General features: G+C 60.6%; 5 protein-coding genes and 1 pseudogene. 1 reads left to right on the forward strand and 5 read right to left on the reverse strand.

Annotated elements, in window-relative coordinates; all coding sequences use genetic code 11:
• Positions 1–21 precede the first annotated feature (21 nt).
• Positions 22–1,485, reverse strand: a complete 1,464-nt coding sequence (locus tag OSH03_RS01585) for an EAL domain-containing protein (protein ID WP_266178068.1) — start codon at positions 1,483–1,485, stop codon at positions 22–24.
• 281 nt (positions 1,486–1,766) lie between these two features.
• Between OSH03_RS01585 and OSH03_RS01590 the strand changes: the two genes are divergently transcribed.
• Positions 1,767–2,651 (forward strand): helix-turn-helix domain-containing protein, encoded by an 885-nt coding sequence (locus tag OSH03_RS01590; RefSeq protein WP_061099669.1) that lies wholly within the window; start codon positions 1,767–1,769, stop codon positions 2,649–2,651.
• A gap of 34 nt (positions 2,652–2,685) precedes the next feature.
• Here the strand turns inward: OSH03_RS01590 and OSH03_RS01595 are convergent, their stop codons facing one another.
• The 4 genes and pseudogenes from OSH03_RS01595 to OSH03_RS22245 form a co-directional block, all read right to left on the reverse strand.
• Positions 2,686–3,861: an HlyD family type I secretion periplasmic adaptor subunit gene (locus OSH03_RS01595; RefSeq protein ID WP_061098272.1), complete on the reverse strand. Its 1,176-nt coding sequence runs from the start codon at positions 3,859–3,861 to the stop codon at positions 2,686–2,688.
• Positions 3,858–6,035: a type I secretion system permease/ATPase gene (locus tag OSH03_RS01600; RefSeq protein WP_266178069.1), complete on the reverse strand. Its 2,178-nt coding sequence runs from the start codon at positions 6,033–6,035 to the stop codon at positions 3,858–3,860. Before OSH03_RS01600 ends, OSH03_RS01595 begins: the two co-directional genes overlap by 4 nt.
• Before the next feature lie 72 nt (positions 6,036–6,107).
• Positions 6,108–21,632 carry an Ig-like domain-containing protein gene (locus OSH03_RS01605; protein WP_478213771.1) on the reverse strand — a complete coding sequence of 5,175 codons (15,525 nt, stop codon included), beginning with the start codon at positions 21,630–21,632 and terminating at the stop codon, positions 6,108–6,110.
• Between the two features lie 18 nt (positions 21,633–21,650).
• Positions 21,651–24,161: pseudogene (locus OSH03_RS22245) on the reverse strand (Ig-like domain-containing protein); the annotation flags it as partial.
• Positions 24,162–24,185 lie beyond the last annotated feature (24 nt).

A 24,185-nucleotide genomic window follows, 5' to 3' on the forward strand; every position in this document is an offset into this window, starting at 1 on the left:
GGCCCTTCGGGGCTTTATTTTTTAGCTGAACAATCTCACCATACGGTCTAATTCCTCCTCTTTCACGGCGCGCGAAAGATAATATCCCTGAAAGTTTTTCACCCCCAGTTCGACTAATTTTTCAAATTTCTCTTCACTGTCAACCCCCTCTGCAATGCAAGCCGTTCCGGTCATATCGCTGTAAATCTGTATCGCTTTAATCAGATTATAATCGTTGTCGTTCGCCACAAAATGATCGACGATGTCCCGATCCAGCTTGAGCCCATCAAAATGCACCTGCCTGACGGGGAACATGGCGTGATGGCTTGAGAAGCAGTCGTCAAGAAACAGTCTGCACCCCGTATTACGCAGGTGCCGCATGGTTTCAGGGATGCTTTTATCTTTCGTCACATCAATATCTTCCGCGAATTCAAAGACCAGCTTTTCCGCCCACTGGGGGTTGAGCAGCATGCCGATGGCTTTCCTTGCCATCTCTGGCAGCGCGTTCCCGGACGCCAGGCGAGGCGGAATATTCACGGAAAAATAGAATTTACCGTTATATTTATTAATCCCGGACACGGCGGCGTGGATCACCATAGCCGTAATCTTCAACCATACTTCATAATTAGCGATATCATTCAGGAAGCGGGCTGGCTTCACTATTTTACCGTTCTTATTCCAGCGGATGAGTATCTCAAACCCCACTCCTTTCTTGTCACGATCCGTAATGATCTGATAGGCGGGGAATATCTCCCTTTTCACCAGCGCATTAAAAACCTCCGCCTCTTTATCGGTGAAGTCCACTTTCTGATTTTGGCTTTTAATCCGCCTTTCCACTTTTACATTGCGCGGTTCATTCAACCATCGCTTGATATAATGTAATTTCTGCAAACCTTCTTTACGATGGGTGTAAACCGTTTTATTAGAAAGCCTCAGTTTGTCGCACAGGTCTTTTATAGACATGCCGCGATAGAAATTTAATAAAACATCAACCTCTCTTCTTGTTAGCCATTTAAGATTTTCTCGCGAAGTGCAATCGAGATAGTAATCGCGTAATAAGCGCGAGCAGTCTTTAAAGCCATTATTGTGGGTATGGAAACAGGTTATTACATCAGAAACGCTGGCTATGCGAATCAATGATAACTGATGGCTATTATTTAGAAGGCTTCCCAGGGTTCGATACAGCCAGCTGTCGGGTATATCACCATACAGGGTAACACGACGAATAACAGGAAGTGCATTGAGCACGGATGCCAGTCGCGTCAGGCTCTCCAGCAGATCTATCGTACCTTTTCCCAGGAACACTACGATGTGAGCATTTTGATGAATAAGGATATTTTCCTTGTCAGGATCGGATAACTCATCTCCATCGAAGTGAATATGCGCAGTCTCTATTCCGTACTTTTTGAGCAGCAGGTGATATCCCTGAAACGTAAAGCCGCAGGCTGAAATGACAAACCTTTGCTCGTTGCGCGCAACATTCCTGAGAGAAATTTTATCGGTCATAACCTGCTCCTGGGCACGAAAGCGCCATTATTATTATGAATATTTAAACCAACAGCGGTGTGTATAATAATTTTACAATACACCATCAGGTTAAGATACTGTTATCAACGCCATACCCCGTAACATCTTTGCGTTAATCACGCTTTTTAAGCGCATCAATATAACTATATATTTCTTTTAAAATACCGACCTCAAGCCACTTTTTCTCAGGTATAATGAAAATTCCGAAAAAGAAGGCTGGATACTTCATCTATCGGCTCATCAAATACGAGAAAAATGCTATGGATAATCACATCTCATCCAGGGCCTTGCTACATCGAAGGGATGTTATAAAAAGCAACCCGCGTTTTAGTGAGGCAATATTAGAACACTACACAATCAATGACGCCATCTACAAAAAACAACCCTTGTTCTACAAGACAATGCTTCAGGAATCACGGTTTAACATTATCCTCTCCATGTGTTGTTTTATATTTGGCAATCAGGCCGAATCAGTCTCAGAGATAAAAGAGTTATGTTCCCGCTATAAAATAGCCAGCCCCAACAGCGTTATTGCAATCATTACAATACTCAGAACCACGGGTCGCATCAGGACCTGGCGCTGTACGGAAGACCGGCGAAAAACGAGAATTGCCCCAACCGAAAAAGGATTGAATGAACTCAAACGCTATATGTCCGGTGCATTTTTGCCCGTCAGCATTCTTTACCCGACGTTTAATATTGATGTAAACCTGCTGGATAATGACACGTTGAGAAATAATTTCTTCCGCCGCGCGGCAGAATATCTTTTTCGGGGATTAACCTTCAGAAAAGTTTTACCGGAAGTGGGATTATTTATTGATAAGGATGGAGGCCGCATGATTATGCTATATCTTTACCAGCAGGCCATAAAAAACAAATCAGCCCACGGCGCGGTTATTCACTACTCCGCCAGCACGCTCGCGAAAGAATTCTTTGTCTCCCGGATCCACGTCAACCGGATTATCAAATCGGCGCATGAGGCAGGTTATCTTAAAGATCGCGGTGACGGTCGCCTGTCGGTGTATCCGGCGTTTTTCGAACTGGTCGAAAACTATGCCGGATTATATTTCGCCTATGTTACTCATTACATTAACGTGGTGCCGAAGGAGCGACGCCACTCAAACAGCGTAACGTCTACGGTATAATACAAATGGCGTTCGGTATCCCGAACGCCAATCTTTATCTTTCGCGCAGCGCCTCTTTTGCCTTGTTCAGCGGTTTCAACAGATAATCCAGGATGGTTTTGCTGCCGGTTTTAATATCTACCGTCGCAATCATGCCCGGAAAGACCGGAAAGTCTTTGCCCTGCTTATTGGTCAGGTGGTTACTGTCGGTACGGATATAGACGCGGTAGTAGTAGACATCTCTTTTCACCTCGTCCTGCAGGGTGTCCGGCGAAATCATGGTCACCTCGCCCTCCAGCCCGCCATAGATGGAGTAGTCATAGGCCGTAATTTTCACCAGCGCTTTCTGGCCGGGGTGGATAAACGCGACATCGCGCGGCGAGATTTTCGCCTCAACCACCATCTGGTCGTCCAGCGGGACCAGGCTCATCAGCTTGCCGTTCGGGGGAATAACACCGCCCACGGTCGTCACGTCAATATCCTTCACAATCCCACGCACCGGCGCGTTGAAGGTCAGCCGGGTCAGAGAGTCCTCACGCCCTTTCATCACCGAACGCTGGGCTTCAATCTCCGCGTTGGCTTTCGACAGCTCTTCGCGGGCGCGCACGTAATACTGGTTTTTCATCTCGGTGATTTTATTCTCAAGCTCATTTTTTTGACGCTCAAGACGTAACACCTCAACCTTGCTGGCCGCTCCCTGAGTCACCAGCGGACGGGTCAAAGACAGCTCGCGCTGCACCAGTTCGGCACCCTGACGTAAGCCGGCCAGCCCTTTTTCGAGACTCTCGCGACGGGACTGATAGAGCGCCGTTTCCTGTTTGACCAGCTCAACGTCATCGTCCAGCTCCTCGGGAAACGCGAGCTCCGTGTCGTTGACTTCGGCCTTCAGACGCGCAGCCGTTGCCAGCGCCGCGTTCAGACGAGACTCGCTCTCCAGCACGCTGGACTCGGTTTTCGTCCGGTCAAGCTGCGCCAGCTGCTGGCCGCGTTCGACGATATCGCCCTCGCGCACCATCAGGCTGTGAATAATCCCCCCTTCCAGGGACTGAATAACCTGCTCATGGGAAGACGGTATCACCTTGCCGCTGCCGGTCGTGACTTCATCCAGCTGGAACAGGCTCGCCCAGGCGATAAACGCCGCCAGCAGGGCGAACAGCGACCATGCCACCAGCGAGGAGCGCGGCAGGCGCGGCTCTTTCAGACGGCTGTTATAACGGGAGAAATCGTTCATGCCGCGCCCTCCTCTGCAACCGCCGCCGGCTTCATGGTCACGGTGCGCTGTGCCGCCTTTTGCGGCGCCAGCCCGTGCTGATGCAGGATCGCATCGCGCGGGCCATCCATTACCACCTTGCCGTTTTCCAGCACAATGATGCGGTCGACCAGGTCCAGAATCGGCAGGCGATGGGTTGCCACCACCAGCGTCCGGCGCTTGCCCAGCCATTTGTGAAGATGCTGAATAAACTGCTTCTCGCTCATCTCGTCCAGCCAGGCGGTAGGCTCATCCAGCAGCAGGATATTCGGGGCAGTGATCAACGCGCGCGCCAGCAGCAGCGCCTGACGCTGTCCGCCGGAGAGGCCCGTTCCGCCCTCGTTGATGATGGTGTTCATTCCCATTTTCTGCTTGCGCACGAACTCCAGCGCACCGCTGTTGACCAGCGCCTGATGAATTTCATCGTCGGTGGCGAGCGGGTTCCCCATCAGGATATTGTCCCGCACGGAGCCAAAGAACAGCCGCGCCTGCTGGCTGAGCAGTTGCATATCGCGACGCAGATCGGCCGGGTCCAGATGATTGAGGGCAATATCGTCCAGCAGAATGCTCCCCTGCTGCGGCTCCTGCATGCCCGCCAGAAGCTGCAGCAGCGTGCTTTTACCGGAGCCGTTACGCCCCAGCACCGCCACGCGCTCCCCGGCGCGGATCTTAAGCTTGCTGATGTTGAGCACGGTGAGCTTCTCTTCCTCGTCGTAATAGAACCCGACGTCTTCAAGCGCGTAGTCGCCGCGCAGGTGCGCTTTATGCACCTTCTTGCCGTGCTGCGGATCGTCAATCGGGCGCTGCATCAGGTCGTCCAGCCCCTTGCGTGCCACCTTTGCCGACTGCCAGCGCGAGAGCACGCCAGAGATCTGCGACAGCGGCGCGATAGTGCGCGACGCCAGAATCGAGGTTCCCACCAGCGCGCCGGTCGTCATGTCGCCGCTGATGACCAGGTAACAGCCCACCAGCAGGACTACCGCATAGACGATGGACTGCACCTCCTGCGTCCAGGTCAACAGAAGCCCCGTCAGCCAGCGCTGCTTCATGCCGACGCTGGCGGCCACGTCGTTGGTGTTGTTCCACTGGTTCTGGAAGCGCTGCTCGGCGCGCATCAGCTTGATGTCTTCAATGCCCTGCACCGCCTCCACCAGCGTCGCGTTACGAATGGCGGATTCGCGCATCCCTTCGCTGGAGAGTTTCCCCAGCGGGCGCTGCACCAGCAGGCCCGGAATGAGCAGCAGCGGCACGGCGAGCAGGACCACCAGCACCAGCGGGCCGCCAATCATCCACAGAATAAAGACGAACAGCAGGAAGAACGGCAGATCGGAGATCGCCGCAATGGTGGTCGAGGTGATGAGTTCGCGCACCGATTCCAGCTCGCGGATCTGCGCGATAAACGAGCCGGTTGATTTGGAGCGCGCCCCGTTTTTAATCCGCAGCGCGTGGGCAAAGACGCGTTCTGAGATGCGCAGGTCGGCGCGTTTCCCCACCACGTCCGAAATATGCACGCGCAGCATGCGCATGATGAATTCAAACACGATGGCGAGCATGACGCCGCCAAACAGCACCCACAGCGTGGCCTCCGACTGCGACGGCACCACCCTGTCGTACACCTGCATGGAGAAGACCATGCCGGAGAGCGCCAGCACGTTAGCGACCAGCGCCACCAGCATAATATCGCTGTAGCGGCGCCAGTCCTTCAGCGCCAGCTGCCAGAACCAGTTTTTCTCATACGGTTTGATGTAGTCGTCCACGCGGGCATCCGGCGTGGACTCAAGCGGGCGCAGCACCAGCAGCGTTTTCAACCGTGAGCCGAGCGCGTCCCGCGTCAGCGTCGTCTCCAGCCCGCCGTCGCCGCTGAACTGCAGGCTGACGTTGCCTTCGTTGTCCATGCGGTTAATGACCGCGATTTGTCCGCCGGTGAATTCCGCCAGCAGCGGCAGGCGCCACGGGTCGAGAGACGTTGCATCAGCCGCCACGCGCATCCCCAGCCCAAGCTGGCGCGCCATCTCCTCCAGCACCAGCTGGCGCGGAGACTGGCTTTCATGGTTAATCGTGACCCGAACGTGCTCCACCGAAAAGTCCAGCCGGTAGTGCTTCGCGATGATGAGCATGCCCTGAAGCCAGGGTTCGTACTGTGGATGTGTCTTCATAATCTCCGGGTTAACGCCATTCGTGTAAAGAACCGCCAAAAGGCCGCGAGGATTGCTCCCCGCGGCGTTGGTTTACGCAATTAACAGTTGATGATTCGCCAGCAGCGTCGCCAGGTCCGTCTGCACGCCGTTGAGCGTCACCAGGGTGGTTGGCGAGAACTGGCCTGCGGTACCGTCCAGATCCACCTGGATTTCGGTATTGCTGCCGTTCTGCACCACGCGGACGTAATCGGTGATATTGCCCGCGCTGCTGTCCAGCGTGGCCACGCCGTTCACATAGCTCGCCGAGCCCGTGCCGGTATAGCCGCTGCCGGAGAGCAGATCGCGCAGGTCAATACGATCCGTGTCCGCCGTGCCTTCCCAGGTGCCGACGGTGAAGCCGTTCACCACGTCGTGACCGTTACCGCCCGTCGCGTCCGACGCGTTGATCAGCTTGTAGAGCAACGTATCGTGGCCGCCGCTGCCGATGTTGAAGGTGTCGTTCCCGCCGCGGCCTTCGAACTGGTTATCACCGCTGTTGCCGGTAATGACGTCGTCGAAGTCCGAGCCGTTAATGCCTTCAATGTTCACCAGCGTTACGGTATCGAATCCGGTACTCTGGGCCGTTGAGCGTCCCAGATCCACGGTGACGCCGGAAGTGGCGTTACGATAATCCACAACATCCATACCGCCTGTACTGCTCCAGGTGTCGTGTTCAGAGGTCGTCGTCCAGCCACCAGAACCGTTGTAGGTATACGTTCCTGCCTCAGCGATAAAGGTATCGTTGTAGCCGGTACCTGTCAGGGTACCCTGGTGACCGCCCGTGGCCGCTTCAGCCGTCAGGGCATAACTTTCTTTACCGTCCCCTGCCGTCAGCCCATCCCAAATTTCATTGCTCGATACACCGTTAACGGCGCGAACCAGCACCGCGCGGTACGTTTCACTGGGATCCAGACCGTAAAAACTGATGAGCGATGAGGAATCGTTAATGCCGATCCCGGACTGGGCATTGATGATTTCGCTGGCGACCAGTTGACCTGCCGAGTCGTAAAGCTGGACCGTGTTGCCAAAGAAGGCGTTAATCCCTTCGCTGTCGACAATCTTCAAATGCAAAGCCGTTCCAGGCGCGACCGTATTGGTATTCCGCTCCAGCAGCACCGTACCGTTTTGACGGAAAATCAGCAGATCCTGTGCGCCATCCCAGTCGTAATCCAGCAGGGCCGCGCCGGATACCTGGCTTGACGTAGCGGTACTGAATTTTGAGGCGGTAAAGCTTGCGGTACCCTCCAGTCCATCATTGGTGTAAAGATAAGACTGCCCGCTATTCGCCAGCTTGATGATGTCCATCTTGCCGTCGAGGTTCCAGTCCACCGCCACGCTGACGTTACCCACAAACTTATCCGTGGTCGCCGTTCCAACCGCAGTGCCGGCAAGAAGGTTACCGCTACCGTCGTTCAGCATTAACACCCCGCCCTGGCTGGTTCCGCTGGAGGTGCGCGACATGCTCATATACAGGTCCATGTAACCATCACCGTTAAAGTCGGCCCAGGTCATGCTTACTGCGCTGGACGCTGCGGCTGCGCCATAGCCGCTGTACATGGTGTTGGTAAAATTTTGCCCCCAGGTAAATGTGCCATTGCCCTGGTTAAACATGGTCGACAGGGCGTAGTTGTTGCCCCCATTGGTCGTATGCTGGGCAATATCAACTTTTCCGTCGTTGTTTAAATCCACGCCGGACGTTTCAATCAGGCTGTTGTAGTTACCTACCGTTGAGCCCGATACAAAATTGGAGTACGTCCCGGACTTCGAACTGCCCATCAGCGTGCCGTTGTTATTGAGCATAAATGTGCTGGAATCCGGCCCACCCGCATCGCCAATCACAAAGTCGGTGTAGCCATCGCCCTGAATGTCTATGGCGACCACCGCGCCATACCACACCGCAGCCCCCATATTGGTCAGCGTACTGGAGGTGTACGTCCCATCTCCGTTGTTAATCAGCTGCGCCATGTACGAGTAGCTTGTTCCTTCCGCCAGCACGTCAGCCAGCCCGTCGCGGTTGATATCCGCGTAGGTACCGGTTGTGTAATTTCCCGTCATCGAGAAATTACCTGAAACGGTGTAAGAATTACGGCTACCGGCGTTTGCCGATGCGAATTGCTGGTTAGCCATAATCGTCCACAGCCCGTCCGCATCCAGCATATAGCTGGAAGAATAGGAGTAGTTCGCGGCGGTAAATGACCAGGTCGGTGTCAACGACTCTTCACTGCCCACGATCAGGCTACCGGTAGTCAACCCGGCGGTATTGCCGTTGCCTGCGCTGCTTTTCACCTGTGCCGTGACATCGTAGTTCTTCACGCTCAGCGCATCGCCGTCCGGAAGCTGCAAATACCATGTGTTATTATCCGGATCGACCACGACCGCACCGCCGGGCTCTGAGGTATAGGTCTTATCGTTCACGGTGATAACCACGTACTCGCCGTTGGTCAGTCCCGCCGATACCTGACCACTCAGGATCGGGGTGATGTCCGTCGTAGTCTCAGGGTTAATGCTCACCGTGGTGGTTGGGATGCTCGTATCCACTTTCAGCACGAAATCATCTGAATCGGTGAAGTTCCCTGCCAGATCGGTCACACGCAGCGTATAGGTGTGATTACCGTCGTTCAGACCGCTGTCCTGGAAATACCAGCTGGCAGCGCCGTTCATCGTCACCTGTCCCAGCAGCACACCGTCACGATACAGCTGCACAATCTCGCCACTTTCCGGCGCACGGTTAAGCGTCCCGCTAATCAGCGGCGCGTTATCGTCCGTTGCCACCGCGCTGCCGAAGGTGCCCTGGCGCTCTCCTTCAACGTCGGTATAGCTCACGACCGTCCCCACCGTTGTCGGCGGCGTGGTGTCCACCGTCACCACCTGGGAGGCGGTGGAGCCGACGTTGCCCGCCTGGTCGATAATCCGCACCTGGTAGGTGTAGTCTCCGTCAGGCAGATCGCGGGTATCGGTGTAGCTCCAGCGCAGGTTGGTGACCGTGGTATCGAGCCAGGTATTCCCACCGTCGAGGCTGATCTGCACGCGCTCGTCGCTTGCCAGCGCGCTACCCAGCGAACCGTTGATGGTCAGCGTGGTGTCCATGGTGATGAAATCACTGCCGGACTGGCCGGTATCTTCGCTGATGCTGTCGATGGTGACGCCGTACTGCGGCGCCTGGGTATCCACCGTCACCGCCTGCGACGTAGTTGCCCCGACGTTGCCCGCCTGGTCAATGACACGGACCTGATAGCTGTAGCTGCCGTCGGTCAGGGTACGCGTATCGCCGTAGCTCCACTGCGTACCGCTCACGGTGGCGTACACCCAGGTGCTGCCGCCGTCCATGCTCACCTGCACGAACTCACCCGCGCCGAGTTCTGCACCGAGCGTTCCGTGCAGCGTGTACGAGGTCGAACTGGTCAGGAAGTCGTTATTGTCGAAGCCGGTATCCACGGTGATGTTATCCACGGTCACCGTAATCGCCGCATCCGGGGCGACCGTATCGACGGTCACCTGCTGATGGGCGCTGGCCCCCACGTTACCCGCGGCATCCACCACGCGCACGTAGTAGTCATAGGTCTGGTTACCCAGCGTACGACCGTCCACGTAGTACCAGCTGCTGCCGGTGACGATCACGTTCTGCCAGGTGACGCCGCCGTCGAGGCTGATCTGGACATACTCGCCGTCCGCCAGCGTCGCGCCGAGCGAGCCGTGCAGCGTCAGGGACGTATCGTTGGTGATAAAGTCGCTGCTGCTCAGGCCGGTATCGTCGCTGATGCTGTCGATGGCGATGGTTTTGCTGGCGTCCGGCGCAACGGTATCAATCGTCACTATCTGGCTGGCGGTGGCGCTGATATTGCCCGCGTCGTCAATCACGCGCAGCTGGTAGTTGTAGTCTCCGTCGGGCAGCGTACGACCGTCCACGTAGGTCCAGCTCAGGCCGCTAACGCTGACGTCGGTCCAGGTGACCCCGCCGTCGAGGCTGATCTGCGCGTGGTCGCCGCTGCCCAGCGCCGCGCCGAGCGTCCCTTTCAGGCTGATCTGGTTGTCGCTGGTGATAAAGTCGCTCCCGGACAGGCCGGTATCCTGGGTGACGGAATCCAAGGTAATGGTCGTCGCCGCAGGCTTCGTCAGGTCAATCACCACGTCCTGGCTGTCCGTAGCCCCCACGTTTCCGGCGTTATCGATTACACGCACCTGGTACTGATACGTACCGTCCGTCAGGGTACGGCCGTCGGTGTAGCGCCAGGTGGTCCCGGTCACGGTCAGGTCAATCCAGGTGGTGCCGCCGTCGAGGCTGATCTGCGCCTTCTCGTTATTGCCGAGCTGCGCGGTCAGGGAGCCGTTAACCACTACCTGAGCGTCGTTGGTGATGAAATCACTCGCGCTCAGGCCGGTATCGTTTTGCAGCGAATCAATGCTGATGCCCATCGACGGCGCGGTGAGATCCACCGTGACGGTGTGGTTATCGCTGCTGCTGTTGCCGATGGCGTTGCTGACCTGCGCGTTAATCACGTATGAACCGCCGTCTGCCAGCGCGGTGACGTCTGCGCTGCCCACCGTGTAGCTCCAGGTGCCGTCATTCTGCACGGTCGCCGCGTAGGTTTTGCCGTTCAGCGTAATCGTCACCGTCTGGCCCGCAGGCGCGTCGGTGGTGCCGTTGATGACCAGCGGCGTGCCGTGCTCGGCGGCGTTGACGATATCGTCCTGCGCAAAGGTGTTAATCGCGATGGTTGGGACATCGCCGTTCAGCGTCACGTCGTGCGTCGCACTGCCCGGGTTGCCCGCCTTATCGCTCACCGACGCGGTGATGGTGTAATCCCCGTCGCTCAGGCCGAGGAAATCACGGCCCGGCACGAAGACCGACCACGATCCGTCCGCCCCGACGGTCGCCTGATAGCTGTGCCCGTTGAAGGAGACGGTCACCGTCTGGCCCTGTTCCGCGGTGGTGGTACCGCTGATGGTCTGACCCGCCAGCTGCTCCGCGTTGTTGACGATATCGTCATCGGCCACGGTGCTGATGGTGACGGTTGGCGCGACGGTATCCACCGTTAAGGTGTGCGTGGTCTGGCCGCCGTTACCGGCTTTGTCGTTGACCGACGCGGTGACCGTCAGCGCCCCCTGGCTCAGGATAGCCAAATCTGCCGCCGGCACGTCGAGCGTCCAGGTGCCGTCGCTGCCGACAAGCGCAGTGTAGGTTTTGCCGCCCAGCGTCACGGTGACGGTCTGGCCCGCCTCCGCGCTGGAAGAACCGTGTACCGTCAGCGGCTGCTGCGCTTCCAGCGCGTTCAGCATGTCGTCACCCGACAGCGTCGCAATGCTCACGACCGGCGCGGTGGTATCCACGCTGATGCCGTGCGTCGCCGAGGCGCTGTTGCCCGCGCTGTCCTGCGCCGACACGGAGACCTGATAGCTCGCGCCATCCGCCAGGGCACCCACGTCGGCGGCCGGAACGGTGGTCGTCCAGCTGCCGTCGTTCTGGATGGTGGCCGTATAGGTCTTGCCGTTCAGCGTCACGGTGACCTGCGTCCCGCTGGCAAACTGGGCGCTGGAGCCGTTAATCACCAGCGAACTGCCCGCCTCTGCCGCGTTGATAACGTCGTCACCGCTAACGGTGTTCACCGTCAGCGCCACGGAGGCGGTGTTCACCACCACATCGTGGGTCTGGGTACTGCTGTTGCCCGCGCCGTCGGTAATGGTCGCGCTAATGGTCACTGTGCCGTCGGTCAGGGCAGAAATCACGCTGGCCGGAACGCCCACGCTCCAGTTGCCGCTGGCGTCAACGGTGGTGGTGTACTGGTTCGAACCGATGGTGATGACCAGCTTATCGCCGACGCTCGCGCCGGTTGCCGTACCGCTGACGATCTGCGCCTGCCCGTGCTCCACGCTGTTGATGACGTCATCGCCCGCCACGGCGTTAAAGCTGACGGACGGCGGCGTGGTATCAAGCGTAATCGCTTTGCCCGCGCTGCCCGGGTTACCCGCGGCGTCGCTCACGCTGGCCTGCACGGTGTAGCCGTTATCCGCCAGTGCGGACAGATCGGTGCCCGGCACGTTGACGCTCCAGATACCGCCCTGCTGCACCTGCGCGGTATAGCTCTTGCCGCCCAGCGTCACGGTGACCGTCTGCCCGGCTTCCGCCGTGGTGGTGCCGGAGATGGCCACGCCCGCAGCCGCTTCGCTGCCGTTAATCACGTTATCGCCAGCCACCGTATCAATAGTCACGGACGGCGCGGTCGCGTCCACGCTGTACTCGCGGCCTGCCGACGCGCTGTTGCCGTGCGCGTTGGTGACGCTCACCTGCACGCTGGCGTCACCGTCCTTCAGACCCGCGAGATCCGCGGAAGGCACGGTGGCCGTCCAGTTACCGTCAGCATCGACTTTCGCGGTGTAGGTTTTGCCGCCGAAGGCGATCGTGACGGTCTGGTTTTCCTCCACGTTCGAGGTGCTGCCCGAGAGCACCAGATCCGCGCCTTTCTCCGCCGCGTTAATCACGTCGTCGGTGGCAATCGCATCGATGCTCACGGCGACCGCTGAAAGATCGACGGTCACGTCGTGGCTAATGGTCACCGGGTTGCCCGCCGCGCTCTGGCCAGCAACGGTCACGGTCACCGTGCCCGCAGCCAGGGCCCCCACGTCCGCGGCCGGGATCGCCGCGCTCCAGGTGCCGTCCGCCAGCACGGAGGCCGCATAGGTTTTGCCGTTCACGGTGACGGTGAGCGTGGTGCCCGGCGCCAGCCCGTCGCTGGAGCCGGTGACGATCAGGTTTTGAGTATGTTCGATGCTGTTAATCACATCGTCGCCCGCCACGGTATCAATGCGCAGACCCGGCAGGCTGGCGTCTATAACGATTTCGCGCTCGCCCGCGCCGGTGTTGCCGTGGCCGTTGGTGACGCTCGCCGACACGGTCAAATCGCCGTTGCCCAGCGCGGTCAGGACGGACTCCGGCACGCTCACGGACCAGGTCAGATCGTTCTGTACCGTCGCGGTGTAGCTGTTGCCGCCAATGGAGACGGTGACGGTATTTCCCGCTTCCGCGTTCGCCACCTTACCGCTGATGGTCTGTCCCGAGGCCACTTCCGCCGCGTTAATCACGTTATCGCCCGCCACGGTGTTAATGGTGACGGTCGGCAGCGCGGTGTCGACCAGCAGGGTCGCGGTGTTGCTGACGCTGTTGCCCACGCCGTTAGTGGCGATTGCGCTCAGGGTGTAGTTAGCTTCGCCCAGGCTCGCGAGATCCGCCGCCGGCACCGTCAGGCTCCAGCTGCCGTCTGCCGCCGTGGTGGCCGCGTAGCTTTTGCCGTTGAGGGTTACGGTCACCAGGGTGCCTTCCGCGAGGTTGGCGCTGGTGCCGCTGACGCTCAGATCCTGACCTTTCTCCACCGCGTTCAGGACGTTATCGCCGCTAATGGCGTTAAAGCCCACGGACGGCAGCCCGGTATCCACGGTGACGTTATGGCTGCCGGTGCCGGTATTGCCTGCGGCATCGGTGACTGACGCCGTGACGGTCACGGTGCCGTCCTGCAGGGCGGAAATCACGCTCGCCGGCACGCCGACGCTCCAGTTGCCCGCCGCGTCCAGCACGGTGGTGTACGTCTGGCCGCCAATCGTGACGGTGACGGTATCGCCCGCCGCCGCGCCGGTAGCGGTGCCGCTGACGATCTGCGCCTGCGCGTGCTCAGCGATGTTAATCACGTCGTCGCCCGCCACGGTGTTGATGGTCACCGCAGGCACGGTCACGTCCACCGTCAGGTTGCGATCGACCGACGCCGGGTTACCGGCTTTATCGCTGACGCTTGCCGTCACGGTCACGCTGCCGTCGCCGAGCGCCGCCAGGTCCGCCGCCGGGACGTTCAGCGTCCAGCTGCCGTCCGCGCCTGCGGTGGTGGTGTAGTCTTTGCCGTTCAGCGACACGGTCACCGTCTGGCCCGCTTCGGCGGTGCTGGTGCCGGACACGGTCAGATCGCTCTTCGCTTCGGCGGCATTCAGAATATCGTCCGTCGCCAGGGGGTTGATGGTCACGGACGGCGCGGTGGCATCCACGCTGTACTCGCGGCCCGCCGAGGCGCTGTTGCCATTGACGTTGGTGACGCTCACCTGCACGCTGGCATCGCCGTCCTTCAGGCTGCCCAAATCGGCAGACGGTACGGTGTATGTCCAGCTGCCGTCGTCGCCCACGGTGGTGGTGTAGATTTTACCGTTCAGGCTGATGGTCACGGTCTGCCCGGCTTCCACGTTGGTGGTCGCCCCGGACAGCACCAGATCCGCCCCCTTCTCCGCCGCGTTAATCACGTCGTCGGCGGCAATCGCGTTGATGCTGATGGCAACGGTCGCCAGATCCACCGTCACGTCGTGGCTTATGGTAATCGGGTTGCCCGCTGAACTGTCGCCAGTGACGCTGATTTTCACGGTGCCTTCCGGCCACGCGCTCACGTCAGTGGACGGGATCGCCGCGCTCCAGGTGCCGTCCGCCAGCACCGTCGCCGCATAGTCTTTGCCGTTGACGTTGACGGTCAGCGCCGTGCCTGCCGCCAGCCCGTCGCTGGAGCCGGTGACGATCAGGTTCTGCGCGTGCTCGATGCTGTTAATTACGTTGTCGCCCGCCACGGTATCGACGCGCAGGCCCGGCAGGCTGGCGTCGATGGCGATCTCGCGCTCGCCGAAGCCGGTGTTGCCGTGGCCGTTGGTGACGGTAGCCGTCACGCTTAGGCTGCCGTTGCCCAGCGCCGTCAGCACGTCAGACGGCACGTTCACGGACCAGGTCAGATCGTTCTGCACCGTTGCGGTGTAGGTGTTGCCGCCAATGGAGACGGTGACGGTATTGCCCGCTTCGGCATTCGCCACGGTACCGCTCACGGTCTGGCCCGCGGCCACTTCCGCCGCGTTAATGACGTTATCGCCCGCCACGGTATTGATGGTGACGGCCGGCAGCGCGGTGTCGACCAGCAGGGTCGCCGTATTGCTGACGCTGTTGCCCACGCCGTTGGTGGCGGTCGCGTTCAGGGTGTAATTGGCCTGGCCGAGGCCGGCCAGATCCGCTGCCGGAACCGTCAGGCTCCAGGTACCGTCTGCCGCGGTCGTCGCCGTGTAGTTTTTACCGTTGAGGGTCACGGTCACCATGGTGCCTTCCGTCAGGTTGGCGCTGGTGCCGCTGACGCTCAGATCCTGGCCTTTTTCAACGGCGTTCAGGACGTTGTCATCGCTGATGGCGTTGAAGGCCACCGATGGCAGACCGGTATCGACGGTCACGTTATGGCTGCCGGTGCCGGTGTTGCCTGCGGCATCGGTGACTGACGCCGTGACGGTCACGGAGCCGTCGCTGAGGCCGGAAATCACGCTCGCCGGTACGCCCACGCTCCAGTTGCCCGCCGCGTCCAGCACGGTGGTATAAGTCTGGCCGCCAATCGTGACGGTGACCTTATCACCCGCTGCCGCGCCGGTGGCGGTGCCGCTGATGATTTGCGCCTGGCCGTGTTCTGCGATGTTAATGACATCGTCGCCCGCCACGGTGTTGATAGTCACCGCAGGAACGGTCACGTCCACCGTCAGGTTGCGATCCACGGACGCCGGGTTACCCGCTTTATCGCTTACCGATGCGGTGACGGTGACGCTGCCGTCGGTTAACCCAGCCAGATCCGCCGCCGGGACGTTCAGCGTCCAGCTGCCGTCCGCGCCTGCGGTTGTGGTGTAGTCTTTGCCGTTCAGCGACACGGTCACCGTCTGGCCCGCTTCGGCGGTGCTGGTGCCGGACACGGTCAGATCGGCTTTCGCCTCCGTCGCGTTCAGAATGTCGTCCGTCGCCAGGGTGTTGATGGTCACGGACGGCGCGGTCGCATCCACGCTGTACTCGCGGCCCGCCGACGCGCTGTTGCCGTTGGCGTTGGTGACGCTCACCTGCACGCTGGCGTCGCCGTCTTTCAAAGGCGCCAGATCGGCCGCTGGCACCGTGGCGGTCCATTTACCGTCGGCGTCCACCGTGGCGGTGTAAGATTTGCCGCCAAAGGTGACGGTGACGGTCTGGTTTTCTTCCACGTTGCTTGTGGTGCCGGAAAGCACCAGATCCGCGCCCTTCTCCGCCGCGTTAATCACGTCATCGGTGGCGATGGCGTCAATGCTGATGGCAACGCTTGCCAGATCCACCGTCACATCGTGGCTGATGGAGACCGGGTTACCGGCGCTGCTCTGGCCCGTGACGGTCACGGTAACCGTGCCCGCGTTCAGCGCGCTCACGTCTGCCGCCGGAATGGCCGCGCTCCATGAGCCGTCCGCCAGAACGGTGGCCGGATAGGTTTTGCTGTTTACGGTCACGGTCAGCGTCGTGCCCGCTGCCAGGCCGTCGCTGGAGCCGGTGATAATCAGGTTTTGAGTACGTTCGATGCTGTTGATCACGTCGTCGCCCGCCACGGTGTTCACGCGCAGGCCCGGCAGGTTAGCGTCTATAACGATTTCGCGCTCGCCCGCCCCGGTATTGCCCACGCCGTTGGTGACGCTGGCTGACACGGTCAGATCGCCGTTGCCCAGCGCCGTCAGCGCAGATTCCGGCACGGTAACGGACCAGGTCAGATCGCTCTGCACCGTTGCGGTGTAGCTGTTGCCGCCAATCGTCACGGTCACGGTGTTGCCCGCCTCGGCGTTCACTACCTTACCGCTGATGGTCTGGCCGGCAGCCAGCTCCGCCGCGTTGATGACGTCGTCACCCGCGACGGCGTTGATAATCACCCCCGGCAGAACGGACTCGACGTTTACGGTGTGCGACGCGCTGGTGCTGTTGCCCACGCCGTCCGTTGCTGACGCGGTGACGGTGTAAAGCGCCTCGCCCAGTTGACCGACTTCGCTCGCCGGAACGGTGGTGGTCCATTTTCCGTTATCGTCCACCTGCGCGCTGTATGCTTTGCCGTTCAGCATCACGGTCACCACCGCGCCTGCCGCCAGGCCGGAAGCCGTACCGGAGATCGTCAGATCCTGCGTTTTCTCGGTATTGTTGATCGCGTCGTCACCGGAAACGGTGTCGATGGTCAGCACAGGCGCGGTCAGGTTCACCTCCACGCCGTGCGTGGCGCTGTTGCTGTTGCCCGCCTTATCGGTCAGCGCCGCGGTGATGGTGTAATCCCCGGCGGCCAGCGCGGTAACGTCTGCCGCAGGCACGCCCACGCTCCAGTTGCCGGAGGCGTCCAGGGTGGCGGTGTAGGATTTGTTATTGAGGGTAACGGTAACCACGTCGCCCGCCGCCGCGCCGGTCGCGGAACCGGTGACAATCAGGGCCTGCGCGTGCTCGGCGCTGTTGATCACGTCGTCACCGGAAACGGTGTTAATGGTCAGCTGCGGAACGGTGGTATCGACCAGCACGTCGCGATCCGCAGCGGCCGGGTTGCCCGCCTTATCGGAGACCGCCGCGCTGATGGTGTAGCTGCCGTCGGTAATCACGCCGACATCCGCAGAAGGTACGGTCACGCTCCAGCTGCCGCCAGCCTGCACGGTGGTGGTGTACTCTTTGCCGTTCAGGGTTACGGTCACGGTCTGGCCCGTTTCGGCGTTAGAGATGCCGTTGACGATCAGATCCTGCTGCGCGTCGGCCGCATTGATGATGTTGTTGTCGCTGACGATTTCGATGGAGACCGTCGGCGCGGTGGCGTCCACGCTGTACTCACGCCCCGCCGAGGCGCTGTTGCCGTTCACGTTGGTGACGCTCACCTGCACGCTGGCGTCGCCGTCCTTCAGGCTGCCCAAATCGGCAGACGGCACGGTCGCCGTCCAGCTGCCGCTGGCATCCACCGTCGCGGTGTACGACTTGCCGCCGAAGGTAATGTATACGGTCTGGTTTTCTTCCACGTTGCTGGTGGAGCCGGACAGCACCAGATCTGCGCCTTTCTCCGCCGCGTTAATCACGTCGTCGGTAGCAATGGCGTCAATGCTGATCGCGACCGCCGCCAGATCCACCTTCACGTCGTGGCTGATGGAGACCGGGTTGCCCGCCGCGCTATTCCCCTCGACCTTCACGGTGACCGTGCCTGCGCCGAGCGCGCTGACGTCTGCCGCCGGGATGGCCGCCGTCCAGGAACCGTCTGCCAGCACCGTGGCCGCGTAGGTTTTGCTGTTTACAGTCACGGTCAGCGTCGTGCCCGCTGCCAGGCCGTCGCTGGAGCCGGTGACGATCAGGTTCTGCGCATGCTCAATGCTGTTAATCACGTCGTCGCCCGCCACGGTATCAACGCGCAGGCCCGGCAGATTGGCGTCTATAACGATTTCTCGCTCGCCGAAGCCGGTGTTGCCGTGGCCGTTGGTGACGCTGGCCGACACCGTCAGATCGCCGTTACCGATAGCGGTTAATACCTCGGACGGCACGTTGACCGACCAGCTCAGATCGTCCTGAACCGTCGCGGTGTAAGTATTGCCGCCGATTGAAAGGGTGACAGTGTCACCGCTCGCCGCGCCGCTCACTTTCCCACTCAGGGTCTGCCCGGAAGCCACTTCCGCCGCGTTAATGACATCGTCCGTGGCGACAGGGTTGATGGTGACCTGCGGCAGCGCGCTGTCGACCAGCACGCTGTGGCTGGCGCTCGCGCTGTTGCCCGCGGCGTCGGTCACGCCTGCCGTCACGGCGTAGCTCGCTTCACCCAGGGCCGAGACGTTCGCCGCCGGAACGGTGACGCTCCAGCTGCCGCTGGCGTCGGCGGTGGCGGTATAGCTGATGCCGTTCAGGGTCACCGTAATGGCTGTACCTTCCGGCTGGTTGCTGGTGCCCGAAATCTGCAGATCCTGGCCTTTCTCGACCGCGTTAACCACGTCGTCAACCGCCAGGGTATTGATGGCAATCACCGGCGCGGTCAGGGAGACGTCGAATTCATGCGTGGCGGTGGTGTTATTACCCGCTTTATCGGTGAGGGTTGCCGAAATCGTCTGGTCGCCGTTAGCCAGCGCGCCCACATCTGCCGCCGGAACGCCCACGCTCCAGCTTCCGGACGCGTCCAGCATCGCGGTGTAGTCTTTTCCGTTCAGGGTGACGGTAATAACGTCACCCGCCTGCGCGCCCGTAACCTTGCCGGAGACGATCAGCGCCTGGCCGTGCTCGGCAATATTCACGATGTCGTCGCCCGCGACGATGTTGAAGGTAATTTGCGGTACGGTGGTATCCACCAGCACGGAGGCATCCGCGCTGGCCGGGTTGCCCGCTTTGTCGGATACGGAAGCCGTGACCGTGGCGTTACCGTCGGCGATGCTCGTCAGATCGGCTGCCGGCACGTCCAGCGTCCAGCTGCCGTCGGCCTGCACCTGCGCGGCGTACTGCTTGCCGTTGAAGGTCACGGTCACCGTCTGGCCCGCTTCGGCAGTAGACGTTCCGCTCAGGGTCAAATCCTGCGCCGCCTCTGCCGCGTTCAGCATGTTATCGCCGCTGATGGCGTTGATGGTCACCGTTGGCGCGGCGGTATCGACGCTGAATTCCTGCGCAGACGACGCCGCGTTGCCGTTCACGTTGCTCACGCTTACCTGCACGCTGGCGTCGCCGTCCTTCAGGCCGCTCAAATCGGCAGCCGGTACGGTGTACGTCCAGTCGCCGTTGGCGTCCACCGTCGTGGTATAGGTTTTACCCGCAAAGGTGATGGTGACGGTCTGGCCCGCTTCTACGTTAGATGAGGTGCCGGACAGCACCAGATCCTGGCCTTTTTCCGCCGCGTTGAGCACGTTGTCCGCGGTCACGCTGTTGATGCTGACGGCGACCGGCGCGAGATCGACGTCCACGACGGTGCCGATAGTCACCGGGTTGCCGGAAGGATCCTGCGCGCTTGCCTTGATATCCAGCGAACCGTCCGCCCACTGGGACACGTCCGCTGCCGGTACCGCCGCCTGCCAGGTGCCGTCCGCCAGCACGGTTGCGGAATAGACCTTGCCGTTAATGGTCACCGTGACGGTGCTGCCCGCCGCCAGATCGGTGCTTGAGCCGGAGACAATCAGGTTCTGAGCGTGCTCTATGACGTTAATGACGTCGTCGCCCGCCACGGTATCAATACGCAGGCCCGGCAGCTGGGCGTCGATGGTGAAGTCCAGCGAAGACGAGCCGGTATTGCCGTGCGCGTTGGTGACGCTGGCTGAGACGGTCAAATCCCCGTTGCCGAGCGCGATTAGCTGGCTCTGGGTTAACGGCAGGCTCCAGGAGAGATCGTCCTGCACGGTAACGGTAAAGGTCTCTCCGCCCAGAATAATGGTGACAGTGTCACCTACCGCCGCGTTAGCGACCTTGCCGGTCAGGGTCTGGCCTGCCGCCACTTCTGCCGCGTTAACGATATTATCGCCCGCCAGCGCGTCGATCGCGACAACCGGCAGCGAGCTGTCCACCAGCACGTCGTGGCTCGCAGAGGCGCTGTTGCCCACGCTGTCGGTCACGTTCGCCGTCACGGTGTAATTCGCTTCGCCCAGCGCGCCGACCGCAGCCGCCGGCACGGTAACGCTCCAGCTGCCGCTATCATCGGTTGTCGTCGTGTAGTTAATGCCGTTCAGGGTCACGGTGATGGTGGTACCGGCAGGCTGGTTGCTGGTGCCGGCGATCTGCAGATCTTCGCCTTTCTCGACGGCGTTAATCACGTCATCCGCTGCCAGCGTGTTAATGCCGATAGCTGGCGTCACGGTATTCACCACCACGTCCAGTGAATGGCTGCCTGTGTTGCCGGATCTGTCGGTCACGGAGACGTCGATTGTCCAGGTGCCGTCAGTTAGCCCCTGCACGACCGACGCGGGCAGGCCGAGGCTCCAGTTGCCTGATGCATCCACCACGGTGGTGTAATCCACGCTGTTGATGGTGATGGTGACAAGATCGCCCGCTGCCGCTCCGGTCACGGAGCCGCTCAGGATCTGCGCCTGTGAATGGGCGAGCTGGTTCACGGTGTTGGTGGCGGTGACAAAGTCGTTAATGGTCACCTGCGGCACGGTCGCGTCCACCAGCCCAACGCGGTCCGCGCTGCTGGCGTTGCCCGCCACGTCGCTGACGGTTGCCGTCACGGTGACAATGCCGTCTGCCAGCGCCCCCACGTCGGCCGCAGGCACGCTCAGCTGCCAGGTACCGTCCGCCTGAACCGTGGTTTGATAGGTTTTGCCGTTAAGGGTCACGGTGACCGTCTGGCCGGGTTCCGCCGTGCTGCTGCCGCTTAACGCTAAATCCTGCTGCGCTTCCGCCGCGTTAATGATGTTGTCGTCGGTCAGGTTATCGAGCGTAATCGCCGGAGGCTGCGTATCCACCGTGACCACGCGCGACGCGTCGGCACTGTTGCCGCTGACGTTGGTGACGCTGACGCTCACCTGCGCGCGCCCGTCAATCAGGGTTTCCATGGCGCTGGCAGGCACGGTCAGGCTCCAGGAGCCATCCTGCTGCACCTGCGCGGTAAAGGTCTGGTCGGCAAATTTCACCACCACGGTTTGCCCCGCCTCAACGCCCTGCGTCTGGCCGGAAAGGGTTAAATCGCTCCCTTTTTCTGCCGCGTTCAGCAGGTCATCGCCGGAGACGGTATCAATGGTGACCGCCACGGCGTTGAGATCGAGTTCAATCGGGTGTTCCGCTTCAACGGTGTTGCCCCAGGCATCTTTCGCGCTGACGCTCACCGTCATACCTCCCGCCGTCCAGGCCTGCAGATCCGCAGCAGGAACGCCAATGCTCCAGCCGCCGCTGGCGGTAACCACGGCGTTATATTCGACGTTGTTGATGGTGACGACAATCGGCGTACCCGCGGCCAGATGGGTGCTGGCGCCGGTGACGGTCAGATCCTGCTGCTGCTCGATGGCGTTGATCACGTCATCGCCGGAAATGGTGTTTACGCGCAGACCCGGCAGTTCCGCGTTGATATTGATATCGCGCTCGCCGGTGCCGGTATTACCGTGCCCGTTGGTCACGGAGGCGGTAAAGGTTAAATCCCCGTCGCCGAACGCCTGAAGATCCGCTGACGGGATCGTGACGTTCCAGGTCAGATCGCTGCCCACCGTGGCGCTGTAGCTCTTACCGCCGACGGTAACGGACACCGTATCGCCCGCCGCCGCGCCGGTAACGCGGCCGCTGAGGGTTTGGTCCACGCCCGCTTCGGCGTTGTTGACCAGGTTGTCCCCGGCAAAGGTATTGATGATCACCTGCGGCAGCACGGTATCGACCAGCAGCGTCGCCCCGGCAGAGCCGCTGTTGCCCACGCTGTCGGTGCCGCTGACGCTGACGGTGTAAAGGGTGTTCGCCAGATTCAGGACGTCGGATACCGGCACCTGTACCGCCCAGATACCGTTTTCGACGGTAGCCTGATAGTTGACGTTGTTCAGCGTCACGGTAACGGCGCTGCCGTCCGGCAGGTTGCTGGTTCCGGTCAGGCTCAGCGGCTGCATCGCCTCCCGGGCATTCAGCACGTTGTCCTGGCTGATGGCGTCAATCGTGAATTCCGGCGGGTTGCCGCTCAGCGCAATGCCGTGCGTGGCGCTACCGGTGTTCCCCGCTGCGTCGGTGACGGAGACGGCAATGGTGTGGTTGCCCTCACCCAGCGCGCCGACGACGGAGGCAGGAACGCCCACGCTCCAGCTGCCGTCTGCCTGTACGACGCCGGTGAAGGTCTGGCCGCCAACGGTCACGGTGACGACATCCCCTGCCGCCGCGCCGCTCGCCTGCCCGGAAATAATCTGCGCCTGGCCCTGCTCGCTGGTGTTCAGGATATCGTCACCCGCGACGGTGTCGATGGTGACGACCGGCGCCTGGGTATCCACCGTGAAATCTGCGGTCACGGACGCGCCGTTGCCCGCTTTGTCGCTGACGTTCACCGTCAGGGTGTGGTTACCTTCACTGAGGCCCTGCACTTCTCTGGCCTCCAGCGTGACGGACCAGGTGCCGTCGCCGCCCACCGTGGCGTTATAATTTTTGCCGTTCAGCGTCACCGTCACAATCTGCCCGGCTTCCGCGTTGGTTTTACCACTCAGCGTCAGCGGCTGGTTGTGCTCAGCGGCATTAATGATGTTGTCCTGCGCGAGCGTATCGACGGAGAGCGTTGGCGCAGCGGTATCCACGCCGATCGTCTGGCTTCCGCTCACGGTGTTACCCGCCGCGTCTTTGCCGCTGACGCTGACGGTCCAGCTGCCGTCGCTGAGCGCCTGCGCGTCTGCCGCAGGCACGTTAACGCTCCACGCGCCGTCTGCCCCCACCTGGGCGGTGTAGGTTTTACCGTTCAGCGTTACGGAAACGTCGGTTCCCTGCGCCAGATGCTGGCTGCTGCCGGACAGCGTAAAGCCCGCGGACTGCTCGCTGGCGTTAATCACGTTGTCACCCGCCGTTGTCGCCAGCGTAAGCGTGGCCTCGGCCGTGGAAACGGTCACGGTGATGTTGCCCGCGGACGTGGTTTTACTGCCGTCGATCTGCACGACTGACCAGGTGTGCTCCCCGTCGGCCTGGGTCGGGAGTTTTACCGTCCAGGTGCCGTCTTTACCGACCATCGCGCTGGCGATGGTGCTGCCGCTGCCGTCTTTGATCTGGATGGTCGCGCCCGGCTGACCGGTACCGCTAAAGGTCGGCGCGTTATCGTCCGTGAGGGCGTTTGCACTCAATACTCCCTGCTTGTCGCCCACCTTGTCCGACAGCAGGAAGGTCGGCGTGGCGCTTTCCACTTCTTTGGTGTTATCAATAACTTTCGTTTTGGTTTCGCCGTCACCGCCGTGGGCCAGCAGTGCGCCGATAGCGCCGCCGCCTAACGCCGCCCCGGCAATCCAGCCCCACGGCGCATCGCTCAGGACGCTTCCCTGCTCCAGGAAGGGTTCAATACTGCTAATGGGTGTGGCCTGCGCGGTTAATTCAGTCACGGCAACGCCTGACGCTTCCCCGGCATCGGCAAAAGAGAGATAAGTCAGTTCCTGCCCGTCGTTGAACACCAGCTCTGACCGATGTTGGGTTTCAGGATCTTCAACAAAATAGTTATTGCAGCGAATAACGCTGCCGTCCTTCATATAAATGAGAAGGTCTTTACCCTGGCGGACATAACGCACCACGTCCTGAGCAGAGCCCTGAATTTCAATCACGCTCGGCGATGAAATAGAGACCGACAGATTTCCTTCGCCGGTTAATTTCGTTTTCTCCGCCGTTTTGCGAATGATGACATCAACAACCTTTACGTTACTCATATTCCTCTCCTTGCAGGTGTACGG

The organism is Enterobacter nematophilus (assembly GCF_026344075.1).
GTDB classification, from domain to species: Bacteria; Pseudomonadota; Gammaproteobacteria; order Enterobacterales; family Enterobacteriaceae; genus Enterobacter; species Enterobacter nematophilus.

Coding starts and splice junctions, on each gene's coding strand:
- OSH03_RS01590 (WP_061099669.1), top strand. CDS start 1,767: ATGGATAATCACATCTCATCCAGGGCCTTGCTACATCGAAGGGATGTT.
- OSH03_RS01595 (WP_061098272.1), bottom strand. CDS start 3,861: ATGAACGATTTCTCCCGTTATAACAGCCGTCTGAAAGAGCCGCGCCTG.
- OSH03_RS01600 (WP_266178069.1), bottom strand. CDS start 6,035: ATGAAGACACATCCACAGTACGAACCCTGGCTTCAGGGCATGCTCATC.
- OSH03_RS01585 (WP_266178068.1), bottom strand. CDS start 1,485: ATGACCGATAAAATTTCTCTCAGGAATGTTGCGCGCAACGAGCAAAGG.
- OSH03_RS01605 (WP_478213771.1), bottom strand. CDS start 21,632: ATGACGGTGAGCGTCAGCGCGAAAGATGCCTGGGGCAACACCGTTGAA.